At 65.7% G+C, this 19239-nt stretch carries 19 protein-coding genes; 5 read left to right on the top strand and 14 right to left on the bottom strand.

The window, feature by feature from the left end:
- Positions 1-94 precede the first annotated feature (94 nt).
- Positions 95-1672, top strand: coding sequence for a gamma-glutamyltransferase family protein (locus M2343_RS09500; RefSeq protein ID WP_264577532.1), 1578 nt, complete (start codon positions 95-97; stop codon positions 1670-1672).
- A gap of 25 nt (positions 1673-1697) precedes the next feature.
- On the opposite strand, the gene hpxZ is transcribed toward M2343_RS09500, so the two are convergent.
- From hpxZ to M2343_RS09520, 4 genes are read right to left on the bottom strand one after another with little or no spacing between them, the layout of a single operon-like run.
- Positions 1698-2081, bottom strand: a complete 384-nt coding sequence (hpxZ, locus tag M2343_RS09505; protein ID WP_264576456.1) for an oxalurate catabolism protein HpxZ — start codon at positions 2079-2081, stop codon at positions 1698-1700.
- A complete protein-coding gene (locus M2343_RS09510; protein WP_264603881.1) occupies positions 2081-2881 on the bottom strand; it encodes a cysteine hydrolase family protein in 801 nt (266 codons plus the stop codon). The genes hpxZ and M2343_RS09510 overlap by 1 nt, the downstream gene beginning before the upstream one ends.
- Positions 2881-3309, bottom strand: a complete 429-nt coding sequence (locus tag M2343_RS09515; protein WP_264576458.1) for a cupin domain-containing protein — start codon at positions 3307-3309, stop codon at positions 2881-2883. Before M2343_RS09515 ends, M2343_RS09510 begins: the two co-directional genes overlap by 1 nt.
- A complete protein-coding gene (locus tag M2343_RS09520) occupies positions 3306-4094 on the bottom strand; it encodes a creatininase family protein (protein WP_264576459.1) in 789 nt (262 codons plus the stop codon). The genes M2343_RS09515 and M2343_RS09520 overlap by 4 nt, the downstream gene beginning before the upstream one ends.
- Before the next feature lie 221 nt (positions 4095-4315).
- Here M2343_RS09520 and M2343_RS09525 point away from each other — a divergent pair, with 221 nt between their 5' ends.
- On the top strand, positions 4316-5671 hold the full coding sequence (locus M2343_RS09525; protein ID WP_264576460.1) for an FAD-binding oxidoreductase: 1356 nt from the start codon (positions 4316-4318) through the stop codon (positions 5669-5671).
- Positions 5672-5686: 15 nt separating this feature from the next.
- Positions 5687-6997: a Rieske 2Fe-2S domain-containing protein gene (locus M2343_RS09530; RefSeq protein ID WP_264576461.1), complete on the top strand. Its 1311-nt coding sequence runs from the start codon at positions 5687-5689 to the stop codon at positions 6995-6997.
- A gap of 25 nt (positions 6998-7022) precedes the next feature.
- Here the strand turns inward: M2343_RS09530 and M2343_RS09535 are convergent, their stop codons facing one another.
- The 10 genes from M2343_RS09535 to M2343_RS09580 all read right to left on the bottom strand — a co-directional run bounded on the left by M2343_RS09535 (position 7023) and on the right by M2343_RS09580 (position 17375).
- Positions 7023-7874: a bifunctional 5,10-methylenetetrahydrofolate dehydrogenase/5,10-methenyltetrahydrofolate cyclohydrolase gene (locus M2343_RS09535; protein WP_264576462.1), complete on the bottom strand. Its 852-nt coding sequence runs from the start codon at positions 7872-7874 to the stop codon at positions 7023-7025.
- Positions 7874-9037, bottom strand: coding sequence for a hypothetical protein (locus M2343_RS09540; protein ID WP_264576463.1), 1164 nt, complete (start codon positions 9035-9037; stop codon positions 7874-7876). Before M2343_RS09540 ends, M2343_RS09535 begins: the two co-directional genes overlap by 1 nt.
- The gene (locus tag M2343_RS09545; RefSeq protein WP_181558826.1) at positions 9034-9876 is read right to left on the bottom strand and encodes an ABC transporter permease; all 843 of its coding nucleotides are present in this window, start codon (positions 9874-9876) and stop codon (positions 9034-9036) included. The genes M2343_RS09540 and M2343_RS09545 overlap by 4 nt, the downstream gene beginning before the upstream one ends.
- On the bottom strand, positions 9873-10661 hold the full coding sequence (locus M2343_RS09550) for an ABC transporter ATP-binding protein (protein WP_264572163.1): 789 nt from the start codon (positions 10659-10661) through the stop codon (positions 9873-9875). Before M2343_RS09550 ends, M2343_RS09545 begins: the two co-directional genes overlap by 4 nt.
- Before the next feature lie 2 nt (positions 10662-10663).
- Entirely contained in the window at positions 10664-11245 is a 582-nt protein-coding gene (locus tag M2343_RS09555) for an NAD(P)H-dependent oxidoreductase (RefSeq protein WP_264576464.1), read from the bottom strand.
- Positions 11246-11411: 166 nt separating this feature from the next.
- Positions 11412-12119, bottom strand: coding sequence for a TetR family transcriptional regulator (locus M2343_RS09560; RefSeq protein WP_181558823.1), 708 nt, complete (start codon positions 12117-12119; stop codon positions 11412-11414).
- A 104-nt stretch (positions 12120-12223) separates the two neighbouring features.
- On the bottom strand, positions 12224-13093 hold the full coding sequence (locus M2343_RS09565; protein ID WP_264576465.1) for a bifunctional 5,10-methylenetetrahydrofolate dehydrogenase/5,10-methenyltetrahydrofolate cyclohydrolase: 870 nt from the start codon (positions 13091-13093) through the stop codon (positions 12224-12226).
- Between the two features lie 180 nt (positions 13094-13273).
- On the bottom strand, positions 13274-14437 hold the full coding sequence (gene argE, locus M2343_RS09570; RefSeq protein WP_264576466.1) for an acetylornithine deacetylase: 1164 nt from the start codon (positions 14435-14437) through the stop codon (positions 13274-13276).
- A complete protein-coding gene (locus tag M2343_RS09575; protein WP_264576467.1) occupies positions 14437-15732 on the bottom strand; it encodes a cytosine deaminase in 1296 nt (431 codons plus the stop codon). The genes argE and M2343_RS09575 overlap by 1 nt, the downstream gene beginning before the upstream one ends.
- Positions 15729-17375, bottom strand: coding sequence for a CocE/NonD family hydrolase (locus M2343_RS09580; protein WP_264576468.1), 1647 nt, complete (start codon positions 17373-17375; stop codon positions 15729-15731). The genes M2343_RS09575 and M2343_RS09580 overlap by 4 nt, the downstream gene beginning before the upstream one ends.
- Positions 17376-17570: 195 nt before the next feature.
- Here M2343_RS09580 and M2343_RS09585 point away from each other — a divergent pair, with 195 nt between their 5' ends.
- Both M2343_RS09585 and M2343_RS09590 read left to right on the top strand, forming a co-directional pair.
- Positions 17571-17783 (top strand): DUF4089 domain-containing protein, encoded by a 213-nt coding sequence (locus M2343_RS09585; RefSeq protein ID WP_264572156.1) that lies wholly within the window; start codon positions 17571-17573, stop codon positions 17781-17783.
- Positions 17780-19195 carry an AtzE family amidohydrolase gene (locus M2343_RS09590; protein ID WP_264576469.1) on the top strand — a complete coding sequence of 472 codons (1416 nt, stop codon included), beginning with the start codon at positions 17780-17782 and terminating at the stop codon, positions 19193-19195. Before M2343_RS09585 ends, M2343_RS09590 begins: the two co-directional genes overlap by 4 nt.
- The last annotated feature ends 44 nt before the right edge of the window (positions 19196-19239 follow it).

Raw genomic sequence — 19239 nt, forward strand, 5'->3', positions numbered from 1 at the left:
GGGTCTGGACGAGGTGAAGTTGAAAGTTATGCAGAAGATGCATACTAGTGCGTCCGCAGCGGACGGGATGCGCTGAGCGGAAAGGACCATGACCATGCAAGAGAGTGCCCACGGCAACCACGGAATGGTCACCGCGCCCCATCATCTGGCCAGCAAAGCCGGCCTGTCCATCCTGCGGGACGGCGGCACGGCGATCGAGGCGGCGATTGCCACCGCCGCGTGCCTCGCCGCGGTCTATCCGCACATGACGGGAATCGGCGGGGACGGTTTTTGGCTGATCCACGAGCCGGACGGCCGGGTTTGGGCCATCGACGCCTGCGGGCGCAGTCCTCGGGCGCTTGGCGATGCCTATGCCGGCCTGTCGGCCATTCCCTGGCGCGGGCCGCTCGCCGCCAATACCGTGGCGGGCACGGTCTCCGGATGGGATCTGGCGCGGTCCTCGCTGGCCTCTCCCCTCCCCCTGCATCGCCTGCTCGCGGACGCCATTGCCCGTGCCGAACAGGGCGTGGCGGTGACCGCCGGCGGCGCCGAACTGGCCGCGAGCAAATCGGACGAACTGACATGCGTACCGGGCGCCTATCGCACGATCTTCGAGCCGGAGGGCCGCCCGCTCCGCGAGGGCGAAACGCTGCGCCAGCCGCAACTGGCCGAAACGCTGAGAATGCTGGCCGAGGATGGGCTGGACAGTTTTTATCGTGGCGCGCTGGCCGAGCGGATCGCCGATGATCTCGCCCGGCTGGGCAGCCCGGTGACGGCGCAGGATCTGGCAGCCCACCGCGCGACCTCGCCCGCCGCGCTCTCCGTGCGGCTGCGCGACGCCATGCTCTACAACACCGCACCACCGACGCAGGGCCTTGCCTCGCTGCTGATCCTCGCGCTGTTCGACCGGTTGCCGGCGGAACAGGCCGAAAGCTTCGCGCATCTGCACGGGCTGGTCGAGGCGACCAAGCAGGCCTTTCTGGTCCGCGATGCGCATGTCGGCGACCCGGCTTTCATGGAGATCGATCCGCAGGCGCTGCTCGATGACGCGGCGGGCCTGGACCGGATGGCGCAGGCGATTGACCCAGCGCAGGCCATGCCCTGGCCGCGCCCTTCGGCCCTGGGAGATACCTGCTGGTTCGCCGCCGCCGATGCCCGTGGGCAGGTGGTGAGCTGCATCCAGAGCACCTATTTCGAGTTCGGCTCGGGCCTGGTGCTCCCGCAGAGCGGCATCACATGGCAGAATCGCGGCTGCTCTTTCCGCCTCGCCGACGAGGGCTGGAATGCCCTCAAGCCCGGCCGCAAGCCGTTCCACACCTTGAATCCCGCGCTGGCGCATTTCGATGACGGCCGGGTGATGGCCTATGGCACTATGGGTGGCGAAGGCCAGCCACAGACGCAGGCCGCTCTGTTCAGCCGCTATGCCCGCTTCGGCGTGCCGTTGCAGCAGGCGATCTCCGCACCGCGCTGGCTGCTCGGCCGGACATGGGGGGAAGAGAGCACATCACTCAAGCTGGAGGACCGCTTCGACCCGGCGCTTTATGCGCAGCTTCGCGCGGCGGGGCATGAGGTGGAGCTGGTCGCACCGATGACGGCGATGATGGGCCATGCCGGCGCCATCGTCCGCCATGCCGATGGGCAGCTGGAAGGCGCGAGCGATCCGCGCAGCGACGGCAAGGCGGCGGGCTTCTGAAGTCAGTCCGCGCGGGAGCGTGCCGTCAGTGGCCGCTTCCCTGCAGCGAGACATGGGCGGAGACGATGCGCCATCCCTCCGACAGCCGCGCCCAGCTCTGGCTCTGGCGGCCGATGACCTCGCCGCCGATCCGCTGGAACTCGACATTGGCGGTCGCGAAATCATCGCCGAAGGTGGTGATCTCCATGCGCCGGATGGTCCGAGGCGGCGAGCCGCCCGCTCGCGCCTTGCGGAAGGCGAGGATCTCCTCGATCCCGTACAGGCATTCGCCAACCCCATAACGCACCGCGCGGTCCGACTGCCAGAACATGCCATCCAGCATGGCGATGTCATTGTCTCCCAGCGCGCGTTCGTATGCATCCACCAGCGCGGTCACTTCGGCGAGAATGGCGGGCTTGTTGATCTCCATCACGCGCGCTCCTGCCCCCTCGCCGCATCCATGCCCCCGACAAGCGCCGCCGAATCGGTCGTAAAGCCAAAGCACTGCTTCACATTGTAAAGCGTCGCCTCGGCGCAGAAGGCGGGCGAAGTGGTGGCCGCGCAATCGGTGAGCAGCACGCAATCATAGCCCAGGCAATTCGCATCGATCAGTGTCGCCAGCACGCACTGGTCGCTGTTCACGCCCGCGAACAGCACCGTATCCACCCGCAGATTGCGCAGGATGCTGTCCAGCGGCGTGTCCCAGAAGCCGGACATGCGATATTTGGAAACGCACACGTCCTGCGGCGCGATCGGCAGTTCGTCGACCACGGCGGCCGCCCAGCTTCCTTCCTCCAGCACTGGCGCGCCATTCGCCAGCGGATCGCCGAGGCCGGTGCCGGTGCCGTCCGGCTTGTAGACATGGAGGATCGAGGGGCTGAGGTTCATCCGGTCCGGCCGGTTGCCCCAGTTGAGCCAGATGACGGGCACATCCTCTGCGCGCAGACGCGGCAGCAGCGCCTGCAGCGGCACGATGGGCGTGCGCGCGGCGGAAATATCCACGCCGATTGAGGCCAGCCAACCATCGGGGTGGCAGAAGTCGTTCTGCATATCCACCACGACAATCGCCGTGCGCGCCAGATCGATCTGCAGATTCTGCGGCGCGGCTTCGCAGGCGATCACATGGCGCGGCTGGTCGCCCTGCGCAAGAATGGCCTCCTGCGCATTCACCTGCCACGCGCGGCGCGGCGAGCTGCCGAGGCGATGATAGGGGGCTGTCTGGTCTGGCATCATGCGTTTCCTGAGAGAAGAGCGATATCGCTGGCGTCGAGGTCCACTGGCACGCCAGAGCGGATCAGGTCGGAAAAGCCCTCGTCCGGCGTCATCACGGTCAGCGTGTAGAGCTTGCCCGGCCCGCTATTCTCGATGACGTGCAGGCCGCCGGGCGGCAGCAGCATGGCGCTGCCCCGGCTGAGCGACACGCTGGCTCCATCGCAGGTCGCCCGCCCTTCCCCTTCCAGCACGTAGAAGAACTCGAAGGCGGCCTTGTGGCTGTTCGGCGGGGTCTTGCCGCCGGGCTCGAAAATCTCGACCACGCACACATGCTCGAAGCCGGGCACGGCCTTGTCATGCAGGATGACGAAATAGTTGGTGTCGGTCGGCGCGATGCGGAACGCCTGCAGTTCGGTCGCACGGGAGAGATAGACGGCGGGATTCATGCGCGGGACTCCGGCAAGGGGTAGCGGCTGACATCGGCAAGCAGGCGCGCGAGGCCGCGCCCGGCATGGTCGAGGCATTGGGCGCCATGATCGGCATTGGCGAGGCTGGCATTGCCGATCGCCCCGTCCGGATTGATGTCCTGCGTCATCCAGCCCATGCCCACCGCGCCTTCGAGCCGAAGCTCATCATAATCGCGCGCAATCGCCGGGCCGGTAGAGGGGAAATCGGCCATCAGCTCGCGCTTCACCTGATCGGGACGCAGGTGGAGCATCATCGAGCTTTCTACCGCGCCGGCATGAATGCCATGATGCAGCTCGTCCTCGCTGAACAGGCCCTCCGGCACGCCAAAGCCATAGGTGCTCGCGGAGACGGCGAGAGCGCCGTGGCGCACCCGCAGTTCCCGCACCAGAATCTCGACAAGCTGGGGCTGGCCGCCATGCGAGTTCAGCACGACGATCTTGCGGAAACCGGCGCGCAGCACGGACTCGGCGATATCGATCCAGTAGCGCAGCAGCGTCTCGGTCCCGACGGTCAGCGTGCCGGGGAAGGCCATATGCTCGTTGCTCTTGCCGATGGCGAGCATCGGCAGCGCGACGACGCGCACGCCGTCCGCCAGGTGACGCGCCGCTGCCGCGACGACACCCGCATTGATATCGGCATCGACAGAGACCGGCAGATGCGGCCCGTGCTGCTCGATGGCGGCGACCGGCATGAGCGCCACATCGCGCGCGGCATCCACGTTCTGGAAGTCGCGCGTCGTCATATCCTGCCAATATTCAAGCATTGCGTTTATCCTTCAAAACCGCAGGAACGCGCTGGCCGCAATCGCGCCCACCGCTGCGTTTCTGCCCTATTTCGGCCACCCAATCTACGACCCGCACGCGCAAATCCGAGATTCCCCTCTTCTCTTAGTAAGCAGTTTATGTATAACTACTGCTCGACCGAGCGCAAGGATGATCGCGATCCGGCCCGGTGCCGCGCAGGATTGAAACGGAATCGAAGCTTATGAACTTGAATGGTCTGATCGCCGCACTGAAGGGGCCGAAGGTCATCACCGATGCCGCAGCGGTGCGCCGGATGAGCCGGGACTATTACTGGTACAGCCCCATCCTCAAGCGCCAGCTCGCCGATGTGACCGGCGACGTACTGCTGGAAGCGCATTCCGAAGTCGACATTCTGGAAATCGCCGCCGCCTGCTATGCCCATGACGTGCCATTGACGGTGCGCGGCGGCGGCACCGGCAATTACGGCCAGGCCATGCCGATAAGGGGCGGCGCCCTGCTCGACATGCGCGCGATGGATCAGCTGCTGTGGGTGAAGGACGGCGTATGCCGCGTGCAGGCCGGCAAGCGCCTCATCACGCTCGATCAGGAACTTGCCGAGCATGGCTATGAAATGCGGCTGCACCCCTCCACCCGCACTGTCGCGACCGTGGGCGGGTTCATTGCCGGCGGATCGGGCGGGGTTGGCTCGATCAACTGGGGAATGCTGCGGGAGACCGGCAACATTCTCGGCGCCCGGCTCGTGACGCTGGAAGCCGAGCCGCGCGTGCTGGAACTGCGCGGCGCCGACATTGCCAAGTTCAACCACAGCTATGGCGTGACCGGCATCATCACCGAGCTGGAATTGCCGCTCGCCAATGCGCAATTGTGGATCGATGCGGTCGTCACGTTCGACGATCTGTTGAGCGCCGCCCGCTTCGGCAAGGCGTTCGCGGAAAGTCCGGGTCTGGTGAAGAAGCAGTGCGGGGTGATGGCCCCGCCCATTGCTCACACTTATCTGCGCCCGATCGCGCACTATGTCCGCGCGGATGAAGCCTGCGCGCTGGTGATGGTCGCCAGCCAGTCCTGGGAGGGGTTCGAGACGCTCGTCGCCGCTCATGGCGGACGCATCGCGCACGATAGCCGCACCGCGCCTGCCACGGGCAAGCGCGTGCCGCTCTACGAGCTGTGCTGGAATCATACGACGCTGCAGGCGCTCAAGGTCGATCCGACGCTGACCTATTTGCAAACGCTGCTGCCGGCCCAAAATTGCGTGGAACTGGCCGACGAACTCCAGCGCCATTTCGGCGACGAGGTGATGTTCCACCTCGAGTTCACCCGCAGCGGCCCGACCGTGAGCTGCTCAGCCATCCAGATGGTGCGCTTCACCACCGAGGAGCGACTGAACGAGATCATGGCCTATCATGAGCAGCGCGGCTGCCGTCAGTTCAACCCGCATGTCTACACCATCGAGGAAGGCGGCATGAAGCAGGTCAACCACGTCCAGTTGGCCTTCAAGCGGGAAGTCGACCCCAAGGGCCTGCTCAACCCCGGCAAGATGCTGGCCTGGGACAATCAAGACGCGCTCGCGGACATCTGAAAGAAGGAAGGTTGCATGGTTTCGGTTGCGAATAATGAACTGATGACGCGCGTTGGCCCCGGCACACCGATGGGCACCGTCATGCGCCAATATTGGATTCCGGCCTGCGCCTCATCGGAGATCGCTGCGGACGGCGCGCCGCTGCGCCTGATGCTGCTCGGAGAGAAGCTGCTCGCTTTCCGCGATACCGAGGGCCGGGTCGGCGTGATGGACCATCGCTGCCCGCATCGCTGCGCTTCGCTCTTCTTCGGGCGGAACGAAAAGGGCGGCATTCGCTGCGTGTACCATGGCTGGAAATTCGACGTGAACGGCAAGTGCCTGGACATGCCGAACGTCTCGGAAGCCGACGCTGCCAAGTTCCAGCCACGCGTCCACGCCAAGGTGTATCGCACCGCCGAGCGCGCCGGTGTGGTCTGGGTGTATATGGGCGAGCGCGAGACGCCGCCGCCCCTCCCCTGCATCGAAGCAACGATGCTGCCGGATGCCGAGCTGCGCGTGACGCTCACCCAGCGCGAGTGCAACTGGCTGCAGGCGCTGGAAGGCGACATCGACACCAGCCACTTCGGCTTCCTGCATGTCGGCAGCGTGGCCGATGAAGACGTCGATGCGACCAACATGCACAGCGTCGCGGTGACCAAGCGCGCGCCCGACTTCAAGGTGACGGATACCGACTGGGGCACGATGGCTGGCGCCTATCGCCCCTCCGCCGATGGCGAGGGCCTCTACTGGCGCATCTGCCAGTATATCTTCCCCTTCTGGGCGCTGTTTCCGGATGGCACCTTCTCAGACAATGTGACGGCCAATGCCTGGGTGCCGATGGATGACAGCCACACCATGGTGATCAACTTCGCATGGGTGAAGCGCACCCAGCCGCTGCGCACCACGGTGGACGGCAACACGATCGCGGGCCTGGAATTCCGCCACAATTTCCTGCCCAACAGCAGCGACTGGTTCGGCCGCTGGAAGCTCGCCCAGAATGCCGAGAATGACTATGAGGTGGATCGCACCGCGCAGAATGAGGTGAGCTTCACCGGCGTGACCGGCATCACCCTGCAGGACCAGTATATCACCGAGAGCATGGGCGACATCGTGGACCGCTCCAACGAGCATCTCGTCACCAGCGATCTGATGATCATGCAGACCCGCAAGCGCATCATCAAGGCGGCCCGCGCGCTGCAGGATGCCGGCACGGTGCCCCCCGGCGTAGACGATCCCGAGATCGTCAACGGCGCACGCGGTGGCGCCTATAATGCGCCGGCCGATGCCGACTGGATGGAAGAATATCAGGCCCAGCTCGCCGCGGCCATCGGCCCGGCGCGGGGATAGTCGAACGACGGAAAACCGGCGGCGCTCAGGTCTGGCTGAGCGCCGCGTTCAGCAGATTGCGCATGAGCATGGCACGGGTCATGGGCCCCACCGAGCCATGGCGCGGCGTCACCCAGCCGGCCACCTGCGCGACATCCTCGGCAATGTCCGACACCATCTGCCCATCCACATAGCTAATCCCGACCCCGACGACGCAGGCGCCCGGCCGAACCACCTCCGCGCGCACGAGATCGGGCTGACCGGCTGCGGCGATGATGACATCGCTGTCGCGCAGCACAGGCGTCAGATCCGCTACGCCGCGATGAAGCACGGTGACGACCGCATCGACATCCCTGTCGGCCAGCATCATCGCGAGCGGCCGACCGACCAGTAGCCCGCGCCCGATGATCGCCACGCGGCGCCCGGCGAGAGGTACGTCATACTCACGCAGCAGAGCGAGGATCGCGCTTGGCGTGCAGGGCCGCAACGCAGGTTGACCGGCCAGCATCCGCCCCAGATTGAGGGGGTGGAGCCCGTCCACATCCTTGTCCGGGCTGATCACCTCGATCACCGCGCCGGCATCAATGTGCGCAGGGAGCGGCAGTTGCACGATCAAGCCGTGACAGGCGGCGTCCCGGTTGAGAATGTCGATCAGGGCCAGCAGATCGGCCTGCGAAATGCTGGCGGGGAGATCGATCTGGCGGGAGGAAAAGCCAAGCGCCTCGCAATCCTGATGCTTGCGCGAGACATAGGCCCGGCTTGCCTCATCGTCGCCCACGAGCACCGTGACGAGGCAGGGCCGATGCCCCGCCCGCACGAATGCGCTCTCGTCCGCCCGCGCCTTGATCCGCGCGCGCCATGCTGCCGCGGTGGCATCGCCATCCAGAATCACAGGCATCAGCGCAGCCCGACCGAGGGATCGATGAAGCGGTTGGTCACGACGTCCTGCGGCTTGACATTCGGCTTGGCGCGGATGTCGAGATAGGGCTTGAGCCGGGAGAGGAGCACATTGCTGCGGGTCATGTCGAAATCGCCCAAAGTCTTGTTCGGCCCGTTGCCGACAATGCCGCGCGAAAGCGAGACGGCAGAGGCCGCTGCCAGCAACTCGCGCGAGGTCTTCCACCAGGGCGCCGCGAAGCCGCCCTCGTTGAAGCGGTAGATCAGGTCGTTCACTTCGCCCGGCGCGCGGATGTAATCCACCTGCGCGCGCTGGAGCAGCGGCACCAGCCCCTTGAGACACGGTGCCAGCTCATTGAGACGGTTCGTCGCGACCGAGACCATGCCGGGATAGAGCGGATAGCCCATGTCCGAGAGCAGCAGAAAATCGACCGGCTTGTTCCAGCGCTTCCCATGCGCGAACTGATAGCCCTCGCTGGTGATGCTGCCCTGATTGAGCCAACGCCCCCGATTCAGCACGAAGGTTTCAGCATCGCCATTATAGCCTTCCTGCACCGCATCCTTGGGCAATCCGTTATTGATGAGATAGCGCCCGAATGTGCGTCGCGTGGTGGAAAGGTAGATCTTGCCCTTACCCGACTGCACGAACGCCCGCAGGTCCGCTACCGAGCGGAAGCCGCGCGGATAGGTCGCGCGATCCCAGAACAGGCCCATGGGCGATTTCTCGAGCATTGCCACCACGCCCGTAGCCGGGAAGCGGCGGGAGAAGATGAAGGCATTATCCTGATCGACCAGCGCCAGATGCGGACGCAGGCCCGCGCGGCTATTGCCCATGTAGAGCGCGGAAAACGGTGTCTCGGCATCGCCAAGGCCGATGCCCTTGCCGCCCACCAGGATCAGCAGGTCAATCCCGGTCGCGCCGAGCCGGCCCTGATAGCGCCCCTGGCTCATCGTCCCGCCGCCACCGATGAGCTGGAACAGCCCGCCATGCTCGGCCTGCGGCAACCAGTCGAGCTGCATGACGACCGGATTGGGGCAGACCTTGGACAAGGGCGTGCGGTAATGCTCGCGGGCGAACGCCCCCTGCGCCACTGGCGCGGCCTGCGCGCCCGCGCCGAGCAAGGCCAGCGCGGCCAGCACGGCATGACGTGCCCGCCGCATCATCCCTTGGCCCCGGCCGAATCATGCCAGTGAGAGAAGAGCCGGTCGCCGAGCCAGCCAAAGAACAGATAGACGCCGATCGACATCACTGCCGAGACGATGAGCGCTGCGTACATCTGCTCGTAGAGGAAATCGATCTTCGAGTTGACCAGCATCTGGCCCAGCCCGCCATCGCCCGAGACGAAGAACAGCTCGGAGACGATGGCGCCGATCACCGCAAGGCTCGCCGCAATCCGAATGCCGGCAAAGAGCGACGGCAGCGCGGAGGGGATGCCCGCCTTGAGCAACGTCGTGCCCCAGCCTGCTCCTTCCAGCCGGAACAGCTCCCCAATGCCCTTGTCGAGGCTCTTGAGGCCGAGCAGCAAAGTCGTGGGAATGGCGAAGAAGGTAAACAGGGCGACGATCAGCACCTTGGGCAGGAAGCCGAAGCCGAGCAGCGACTGGATGAGCGGGATGATCGCCAGCACCGGGATCGACTGCAGCACCACCAGATAGGGTGCGACGGCACGCTCTATCCAGAAGGAACGGAACATAAGGACGCCGAGCAGCATCCCGCCCGGAATCGACACGGCCAGACCCGTGAGCGCAATCTGCGCCGTGACACCCGCCGCGCGCAGCAGTTCCGCCCGCACGGCGGCCGAAGCAAAGGCGCCTTCCCAGATCTCGCTGGGGCCGGGCATCAGGAATTGGCGATACTCCTCAAGACCGGCGCGCGCATAGGCGTAGCAGGCCGCGAGCAGGAGGCCGAGCAGCAGCGGGGGCAGCAGTCGCGCGACCCAGCGAGCAGCAGGACTGGCCTTAGTGCGAGCGGCGCGGGGCGGAAAATAGGTCGCTTTGGTCATTCCACGCCTCCCGATGCATCCCGCAGCGCCGCCGAGAGCGTGCCGCACAGTTCCGCAAATTGCGGCGAGAAGCGCACCGCATCGTCGCGCGGAAACGGGAACGGGATGTCGTAGGTGCCGACAATGCGGCCCGGTCGCGCAGACATCACGATGACGCGGGACGACATGAACACCGCCTCCGACACGGAGTGCGTCACGAACATCGCCGCGAACTGCTGACGCAACTGCAGGGTCTGCACTTCATCGTTGAGCCGCTCGCGGGTGATCTCGTCCAGCGCGCCGAAGGGCTCGTCGAACATGAACAGCGTGGGATCGAGGGTCAGGGCGCGGGCCAGCGACACGCGCATCTTCATGCCCCCCGAAAGGTGCTTGGGATATTGCTCCTCAAAGCCGCTCAGGCCGACCAGCGCGATCTTCTCCTGCGCCACCCGGCGCCGCTCCTCTCGCCCGACGCCGCGCAATTCGAGCAGGAGCTCGACATTGCGGCGCACCGTGCGCCAGGGCAGCAGCGTCGCATCCTGAAAGGTGAAGGCGATGTGGGAGCGATCCGCGTGGAGCGCGCCGTCAGTATAGTCGATCAGCCCGGCGGCGATGCGCAGCAAGGTGGACTTGCCGCAGCCCGAGGGCCCCAAAATGCTGATGAACTCGCCGGGGCGGATATCGAGATTAATGCCCCGCAGGGCCTCGACGCCTGTCCCGAAGGTCAGCGAGACGTCCTGGAAGGAAACGATCGGCGCGGCGGCATCGGCCGCGCCCTGATTCGGGTCAACGCGGCGATCGCCCATGGTCAGAAAGCCAGCATTTCTTTGCGGACCTTCGCCAGGAATTTGGCCGCGCGTGCTTCCGTCATGTTATTGATCCCATAGAGGGCGAGGTAATCCACCTTCACCTTCTTGTTGCACACAACCCGCAGGAAGCGCGTGGCATTCGAGCGCGGCGGATCGAACAGGTAGAGTGCGCGAAGCCGGTCCACGCCATAGGTCGTCACGCTGGTCAGCTTGCGGATGTTGGCGAGGCCCGGCGTCAGCTTGCCGTCCACCATCTTGAATGAGACATCGGGCAGGAACACCCGATCGAAATAGCCCTTGAGCATCGCCGGCCAGCCGAAATTCCAGACCGGATGGCAGAGCACCACGGCATCGGCCGCCTGCAGCCGGTCGACATAGGGCTTGATGCGGCGTTGGTTGATCGTGACGTCATGATAGATCGTCCGGTCTTCCTCATTGAGGATCGGATCGAAATTCTCCGCATAGAGATCCAGATCATCGACCTCGTGCCCCGCCTCGATGAGGCCGGAGACAACCGTGTTGTGAATGTCGACCGCGAGGCCCGTCTTCAGCGGATAGGCATATATGACATGAACTTTCATGCCGATAGTTATACATAAAATGCTTACTAAGACAAGACCACCGCTTGGCCGCCCTGCTATTTTTCAGTGTTATGATTCAATGACTTATCTGTTCATACCGCTGAGACATGCGCCGGCACTGAGACGGAAATACACCGGTAGCGCCGATGAGTCTCCCGCGTCGTCCTCATGTGTCCGGCTTGGCGCTGGACAGGAGGTAGGCGCTCAGCATCTCCTGGGCGTGGCGCCGGCGTTCCGATTTCCAGCGCTCACTGTGCAGGTTGGCACTGAAGATCGCCGAGAGCGTGTAGACGTTGGACAGGTGGAAATAGGACAGCGCAACCATCGACACATAGAGTTGCAGCGGATCGATATCCTCGCGAAACACCTTCTGCTCCACGCCCCGCGCGAGCGTCTCCTTGATGGCGTCCATCAGCGGTGAACTCAGCGTCGGCGCGCGCATCGAGGTGGAGAGATAGGCGCCCTGCTGCAGATTTTCCCCGGTCCACAATGAGATGACATGCGGGTTGGCCGCAAAGTGCGAATAGGTGAAGTTGAACAGCTTCATCATCGCCTCATACGGTTCGAGGTTGGCGAGATTCAGCGCCGCTTCCTTCTTGCGGATGTCCTCATACACATGATCGAGCACGAAGACGTAAAGCTGCTCCTTGTTGCCGTAATAATGGTAGATCATCCGCATGTTGGCGCCGGAGCGCTGTGCGATCGAATCGATGCGCGCGCCGCTTAGCCCGCGCTCGGCGAACTCCTCGATGGCGGCTTCCAGAATCTTCTTGCGCGTGCCAGCCGCATCCCGCGTGCGACGCAGACCCTTCGCATCGTCGGCCGGTTCAGCGACCTGCGTCCTGGCGGCACGCGCGCCGACAGTCTTCCGCACCGCTGCTTTCGGTCCTCTTACGCTCGGTTGTCTCGCCACGTCCCATCCTCTTCATATGACCCGGCCCACGCCGGCCCCTTGTTGACCCTATCGCGGCCTGGCCCTCAAGCCCCTGCGTGCCGCCTTTGCGCTGCCAGCACGGTATTCGCCAGCAGGAATGCCGTCGTCAGCGGGCCGACACCATCGGGAACGGCCGAGATCACGGCTGCAACCCCGTCGACGGCGGCAAGATCGACATCGCCCAGAATGCGCCGGCTGCCATCTGCCTGCGTCACGAGATTGATGCCGATATCGATGACGGTGGCGCCCGGCCGCACATGGCGCGCACCGACCAGCCCCGCCCGGCCGGCCGCGGCGAACAGCACGTCCGCCGTCTGGCAGGCTGCCACCAGATCGCGCGTATCGATATGCGCGATCGTCACGGTCACACCGCGCTGGAGCAGCAATTGCGCGAGCGGGCGCCCGACGCTGGCCGAGGCGCCGACGACGGTGGCATTGAGCCCGCGCAGATCGCCCAGCACCTCCTCCGCGAGCAGCACCGCGGCTTGTGGCGTGCAGGGGAACAGGCCCTCCAGCCCCGCCGCTAGCTGGCCGGCGTTAAGCGGAGTCAAGCCATCGACGTCCTTCTGGCTCGAGAGAATTGCAGCGATGTCCGCCATCGCGATGCCGGACGGGAACGGTGTGAGCGGCAGAATACCATCGATCGATTCATCGGCGTTCAACTGGCGCACCAGCGCCTGCATCTGCTCCAATGAGCCATCGGCGGGTCCAGTGACGATCATGGTGTCGACCTCGGCCAGCCCGGCAAACTCCTCAATGCGCGCGGCATATGCGCGGGCAGGCGCCGCCTCCCCCATCATGAGTAGCGCGAGACGCGGGGCGCGACCCAGGCTTGCCCGGGCAAGGGCCGAAGCTTGCGCCGTTTGCGCCAGCAGGAGCCGGGCGGCAGCGTGGCCATCGACAATCCGCGTCATCGCGCGATGGTCCTTGGCGCGGGCCCGGAGCGGTTAAGGGTTCGGCGTCTCACGATCCACCTGCACATCATCGGCTTCTTCCGGCTGGATCGACCCGACCGCCGGACGCGCAGAGGGCTCTGCACGGCCAGAACCCTTACATAAGTAAGCATGTTTTGCAAATAAGCTGGGGCAGTTTCGTTAACCTTTGGTCTCGCCCGACAGACGATCCGCGAGACGCATGAGGAAGTCCGCACCGGCGCGCAGCTGGTCGATCTCGATCCACTCGTCCGGTTGGTGGGCCTGGAGGATGGAGCCCGGCCCACACAGCACCGCCGGGATGCCGATCTTCTGATAAAGCCCCGCTTCCGCAACGAAGGCCGCGCCGCTCAGCCCATTATCGCCGGTCAACGACCGCACGAAGGATTCAGCGGCGCTGTCCCGATCCAGCTCCAGCGGCGGCGCGCTGGCCAGTTGCGTGATCACAACCCCGCCCTCAGGCGCACGCGCGCGAATGCGGGCATCCAGCGCCTGCGCTGCGGCCCGAAAGCGCGCTTCATAGCCGTCCGCTTCGGCCTCGTTGGGCGAGCGCAGATCCCAGCGGAAGGTGCACTGGCGCGCGAGGATGTTCGCCGCCGTGCCGCCATTGACGATGCCGACCGAAAGCGTCGTACCCGGCGGGCTGCATGGATCGTCGGCCCCGACGGCGTCCTGCGCCTGCGCATTCATCTGGCCGATCAGGCTCATCAGCTCGACAGCGGCGGCAATCGCGGAGACGCCCTGATCGCGCTGGCTGCTGTGCGCTTCCCGCCCGGTCACCGTGACGTCGAACACCCGCATGCCCTTGTGGACCGACAATATCTTCATGCTGGTCGGCTCACCGATGATCGCCAGCGCTGGCGCGGGCACGAACCCGGCCATTTGATCGAGCAGATGCGGGGCGCCGAGGCAGCCGACCTCTTCGTCATAGGTGATCGCGAGGATCAGCGGGCGCTGCAGGGATTGCACCGCCGGCGTGTCGATCAACGCGAGCGCCAGCGCGATGAACCCCTTCATGTCCGCCACGCCGCGCCCGTAGAGCCGGCCTTCCCTGCGGGTCACCGTCCAGGGATCGCTGCTCCACGGCTGGCCATCGACCGGCACGACATCGCTATGTCCGCTCAGGACGATCCCGCCCGGCACATCCGGCCCGATCCGCGCGAGCAGATTGGCCTTCCCGCCATCCGCATCCTCTACCAGCCAATAGGGGATGTTTCGCTCGGCGAGCCGCGCGGCGACCCAATCGATGAGGGCGCGATTGGATTTGCTGGACGTCGTGTCGAACGCGACCAGCGTTTCCAGAATTTCGAGAGCGTGATCCAGCATCAGTCCAGCTCGCTAAAGTCAGGGAGGGGGGCATCGATGAAGATGCCGTCGCGCATGACCAGCCGGCCCGCGCCGTGGCGTACGAACAGCTCATTATAGCTCTTCGCCCGGTAGAGAACGAGATCGGCGGGCGCACCGGCGACAATCGCCTGCGCCTGCGAGACCAGCGCGCCGGGCGTGGTGGTGACGCTGCGCGGCCAGTCCCCCACCGGATGATCGAGATGCGCGATCCGCACCGCATCCTGAAAGGATTCGAGTGGATTGAAGTCGCCATAGGGATTGTAGGGATCACGGCAATTGTCGCCGCCGATGCAGATGGGAATGTCGCGCGCGGCCATCTCGTGCAGCAGGGTGACGCCGCGCCAACGGGGCGTGCGGCCCGGCGCGCGCGCCTGCAGATAGAGATTGCAGCCCGGCAGGCTCACCACGGAAAGCCCGGCCCGTGCCATCAGGTCCAGCGTGCGGTCCACCTCTGTCTCGTCCTGCACGGCGAGACTGCAGCAATGGCCGACCATCACCTGCATCCCCCCGCCCCGCCGGTCGGCGAGCGTCGCGACCCGCCGCACGATGTCCGAGGTCGCGTCGTCCGTCTCGTCGGCGTGGAAGTCCAACGCGAGGCCGTATTTGTCTGCCGCGTCGAAGAGCCGCTCAAGGCTGGCATCGACCAGCGGCGAGACATGCGCGAAGCCGCCCAGCACGCCGCCATGACGGCGCACGACATCGAGCACCCGCGCGAACCAGACATCGTCCGCCAGCACATCGGTGGAAATCAGCGGCACGGCCTGCAGGTCGATCCGCCCGGCCCAGGCTGCGCGCACCTCCGAGAAAATCTCCCAGCGCTGCTCGATCTGCTCGTTCTGGGAGGCAAGGTGGGTGCGCATCGCGCGCACGCCATGGGCATAGGCACAGCGCAGGCCGAAATCCATGCGCCGGCGCATGTCATCGGGCGTCCAGTGGGTTTCGCGGTCGGCGATGATCGCGCTGGCCGCAGAGCCGAACGTCCCATCGGGATTTGGGGAGCGCGCCCAGATCTGCGTGCTGTCGAGATGCGTGTGCGCTTCCACGAAACAGGGCCAGACCATCATGCGATCCAGGCGGATGTCGCGCCACGCGCTGGGCGTTTCAACGAGCGACGGCGCTACAAAGGCGATACGCCCCTGCTCGATGCCGATGTCGGCCGTCACGATCTCGGCGCCACCCTCGAAGGCCGTGAAGGTGGCCGGTACATGCACGCCGCGCAGGACGAAGGGCTCGCCCGGCGCGAGATCGTGCGGAGGCAAATCCTGAGGCGTCATGGCACTTCCTCCAGCACCGGCAGCACCAGCCGGCTTTCGGCCAGGTTCAGACGCAGCGTAATCACGCCCGCTTCTTCCACGCCGGCATCCACCGGCCGCGTGCCGGTGCCGGGATTGATGGGATAGGCGGGGAAAGACGCTGCCGAAACGGCCAGCCGCACACGGGCGCCCGCGGGGATTGTCGCGCAGGTCGGGCGCAAGCGCACACAGGCCACCCCGTCGGGCGCGACCGCGAAATGCACATAGCCTTCCGTCAGGTGATGGCTGCGCCCGGCTTCATCGACGATAGTGAGGATGCAGCTCAGGTCGAAACTCGGGCAATCCGCTGTGACCTCCAGCGCAGCGACGGTCTCGCCCGCTAGCGTCACTGGCACTGTCATTGGCGGACTGGTGTAGGTGAGCACGTCGGGCCGGGCGTCCACATCCGTGCGGTCTACCGGTCCCGGCACGGCACCGAAGGCCCCGCCGGTGGTCGGAACGGCCCGCCAGGGATCGTGCACCAGATAATCCGCCGGTGCCTGCGTCTCGCAATCCGGCGCCAGAACGCCATCGCGCTCGTCCAGCGCTGCGCGACCGGCGCTGCCGATCTGCCAGCATTGCTGCCCGCCAGGCCATGCTGGAAAATCCCGCCAGGCTTTGCGCCCCATGTCGAACAGTCGCACGGCGCGGGAGGACGCAATCGCCTCCCCCTCCCCCTTGAGGTGCTGGTCGAACCACGCCCGTTGCAACTGGTCGATCTCTCCGATGGCCGCCTCGCCAAAGTCCTCGCCGCCAAGCCGCCGGCCCCAGGGGAAATGCGTCCACGGCCCCACGACCAGCGCGGCATCTGCACGTCCCGCTTGCTCATAGGCCCGATAGGCCGCCACGGTGCCGGGAAGATGGGTGTCGTACCATCCCGTCACGAACAGCGCCGGCGGCCCGCTCTGGGTCAGGCGATCCGCATGGGCGGACGGGGAAATCCGCGCCCAATAGGGGTCCGCAAAATCCCGGTCGAGCCAGTCACGATAGAATGGCACATGGCGCGCATGGCGGTGCAGAATGTCGGGCCGCGCATGATTGCCGTGCCCGAAGGCCAGCGCCCGTGCGGCCTGCGCCAGATCGGCAAAGGCGTCGGCATCCCCGGCATGCTTGGCGTTCTGCGCCGCAAGCTGCACTGCCCAGCCAATATTGGCGGCGAGGCAGAAGGCATCGTTCTCATACGCCCAGTCCTGCCGCAAATCCCAGCCGACCATCGTCGGGGCGATCGCCCGGAGCGCAGGCGGCAGCGTCGCCGCAGCGAGGAGCTGGGTCACGCCCTGATAGGAGAAGCCGTACATGCCGACCGCGCCGGTCGATCCAGGCAGTCCCGCAGCCCAGTTGATCGCATCCTCGCCGTCCGCGGCCTCCTGCTCGAACAGTGCGAAGGTGCCCTCAGATGTCCCTCGGCCCCGCACATCCTGAATCACGACGATATAGCCCTGCGCCGCATACCAGGCCGGATGCGCGAAGCAGACCGTCGTCGCGATCCGCCGCCCATAAGGCTGGCGCATCAGCAGCACGGGATAGTCTCCCGCCGGCGCGGGCCGATACACGTCCGCATCCAGCCGAACGCCGTCACGCGTCGTCATGGAGAGCAGTTCAGGGGGGCGCGTATCCATCATCATTTTCGATCCAGCATTCCGGTCCGGCGCGGGGCAGCGCCGCGCCTGTCTTAACCCAAAGGCTAATCGCGATGCAGCAACTGCACAATTGCCTAAGTGAGCAAATTATGCATAAAAGATTCTGCCGGCGCCGACCGGCACCAGGAAACATCTGATTTCCAAAGATTTCAGCCCGCCGGTCGTCCGGACAAGGATCAAATGACGAATACGCAAAAGCAAAACCAGATCAGCGATCGGGACGGAGTGGCCGTTTATGTGGCGGCCGCGCCGGAAATCATCGGCTTGCCGGTGCCGGCCGAATATCGCGAGGGCGTCATTAACAATCTTCACCTCATCCTCGTCCAGAGTGCCCCGTTGCTCGCCCTTGAGCTTGATCCCGCGCTGGAAGCCGCGCCGGTGTTCCGGCCATGACCGATTTTGCAGCAATGGGCGCGGCGCAGATCGCCGCCGGGGTGAATGCCGGGGCGTTCAGCGCGTCCGATGTGGTGCGCGACATGCTGGCGCGGATCGAACGGCTCGATCCGCTGATCAACAGCTGCACGGCCGTCTTTTCCGAGTCGGCCGTGGCTGCGGCAGCGGCGCTCGATGCCGCGATTGCGCGGGGCGAGCCCGGCGGCCCCATGGCGGGCGTGCCGGTGGTGGTGAAAAACCTGTTCGACATTGCCGGCGAGGTCACGCTGGCCGGCGCCAAGATGCGCCGCGAGGCCCCGCCCGCCAGCGAAGACGCGACCGCCGTAAGGCTGCTGCGCGAGGCCGGCGCGATCATCGTCGCATCGACCAACATGGATGAATTCGCCTACGGCTTCACGACCGAGAATGATTTCTTCGGCCCGACCCGCAATCCCCACGATCTCGGGCGGCTCGCCGGGGGCTCATCGGGTGGCGCTGCGGCAGCGGTCGCAGCGGGCCTTGCGCATATCGGCATGGGATCGGACACCAACGGGTCGATCCGCGTGCCCGCCTCCTTCTGCGGCCTGTTCGGGCTCAAGCCGACCTATGGCCGCCTGTCGCGTGCGGGCACCTTCCCGTTCGTGTCCAGCCTCGATCATATCGGGCCGATGACCCGCAGCGTGGCCGACCTCGCGCTGGCCTATGACGTGCTGCAAGGGCCGGACCCACGCGATCCCGTTTGCTCGACGGCCGCGCCCGAGCCGGTTCTGGACCGACTTGGCGAAGACACCGATGCGTTCCGCGTCGGCGTTCTGGGCGGCTGGTTCCGGGGCAATGCCGAGGATGTCGCGCTGGAAGCCGTGGACAAGGTTGCCGACGCCCTGAATGCGGATCGCTATGTCGAGCTCGATGAAGCCGAGATCGCTCGCTATGCGGCCTTCGTCATCACGGCGGCCGAGGGCGGCAATCTGCACATCGATGCCCTGCGCCAGCGCCCGGACCAGTTCGATCCGGCGACGCGCGATCGCCTGTTCGCCGGCGCGCTGCTCCCCTCTACCCTCGTCGTGCAGGCCCAGCGCTTCCGCTACCGATTCCGCGAGGCGGCGCGCCGGGCCTTCGCGCACTATGACGTCCTGCTCGCGCCTGCCACGCCCTGCGCCGCGCTCAAGCTCGGCCAGCAGACCCTCAATCTGGGCGGCAAGGAAATGCTCGCCCGCGCGCACGTCGGCATCTACACCCAACCGATCAGCTATATCGGCCTGCCCGTGCTGACCGCGCCGGTGATGACCAGCGGCCCCATGCCGGTGGGCGTCCAGATCATCGCCGCGCCCTGGGCCGAGGCCAAGATTTTCCAGATCGCGGCGCGGCTTGAAGCGGCCGGCGTGGCCGTCTCCAGCGTGGCACATTGCGCGCCGGTGTCGGAAAACGCCTGAAGGTCAGTCCCTGGGCATCAGGGGTTGAGCGTCAGGGCTAACCT

The organism is Sphingobium sp. B8D3B (assembly GCF_025961875.1).
In the GTDB taxonomy this organism is placed as follows: domain Bacteria; phylum Pseudomonadota; class Alphaproteobacteria; order Sphingomonadales; family Sphingomonadaceae; genus Sphingobium.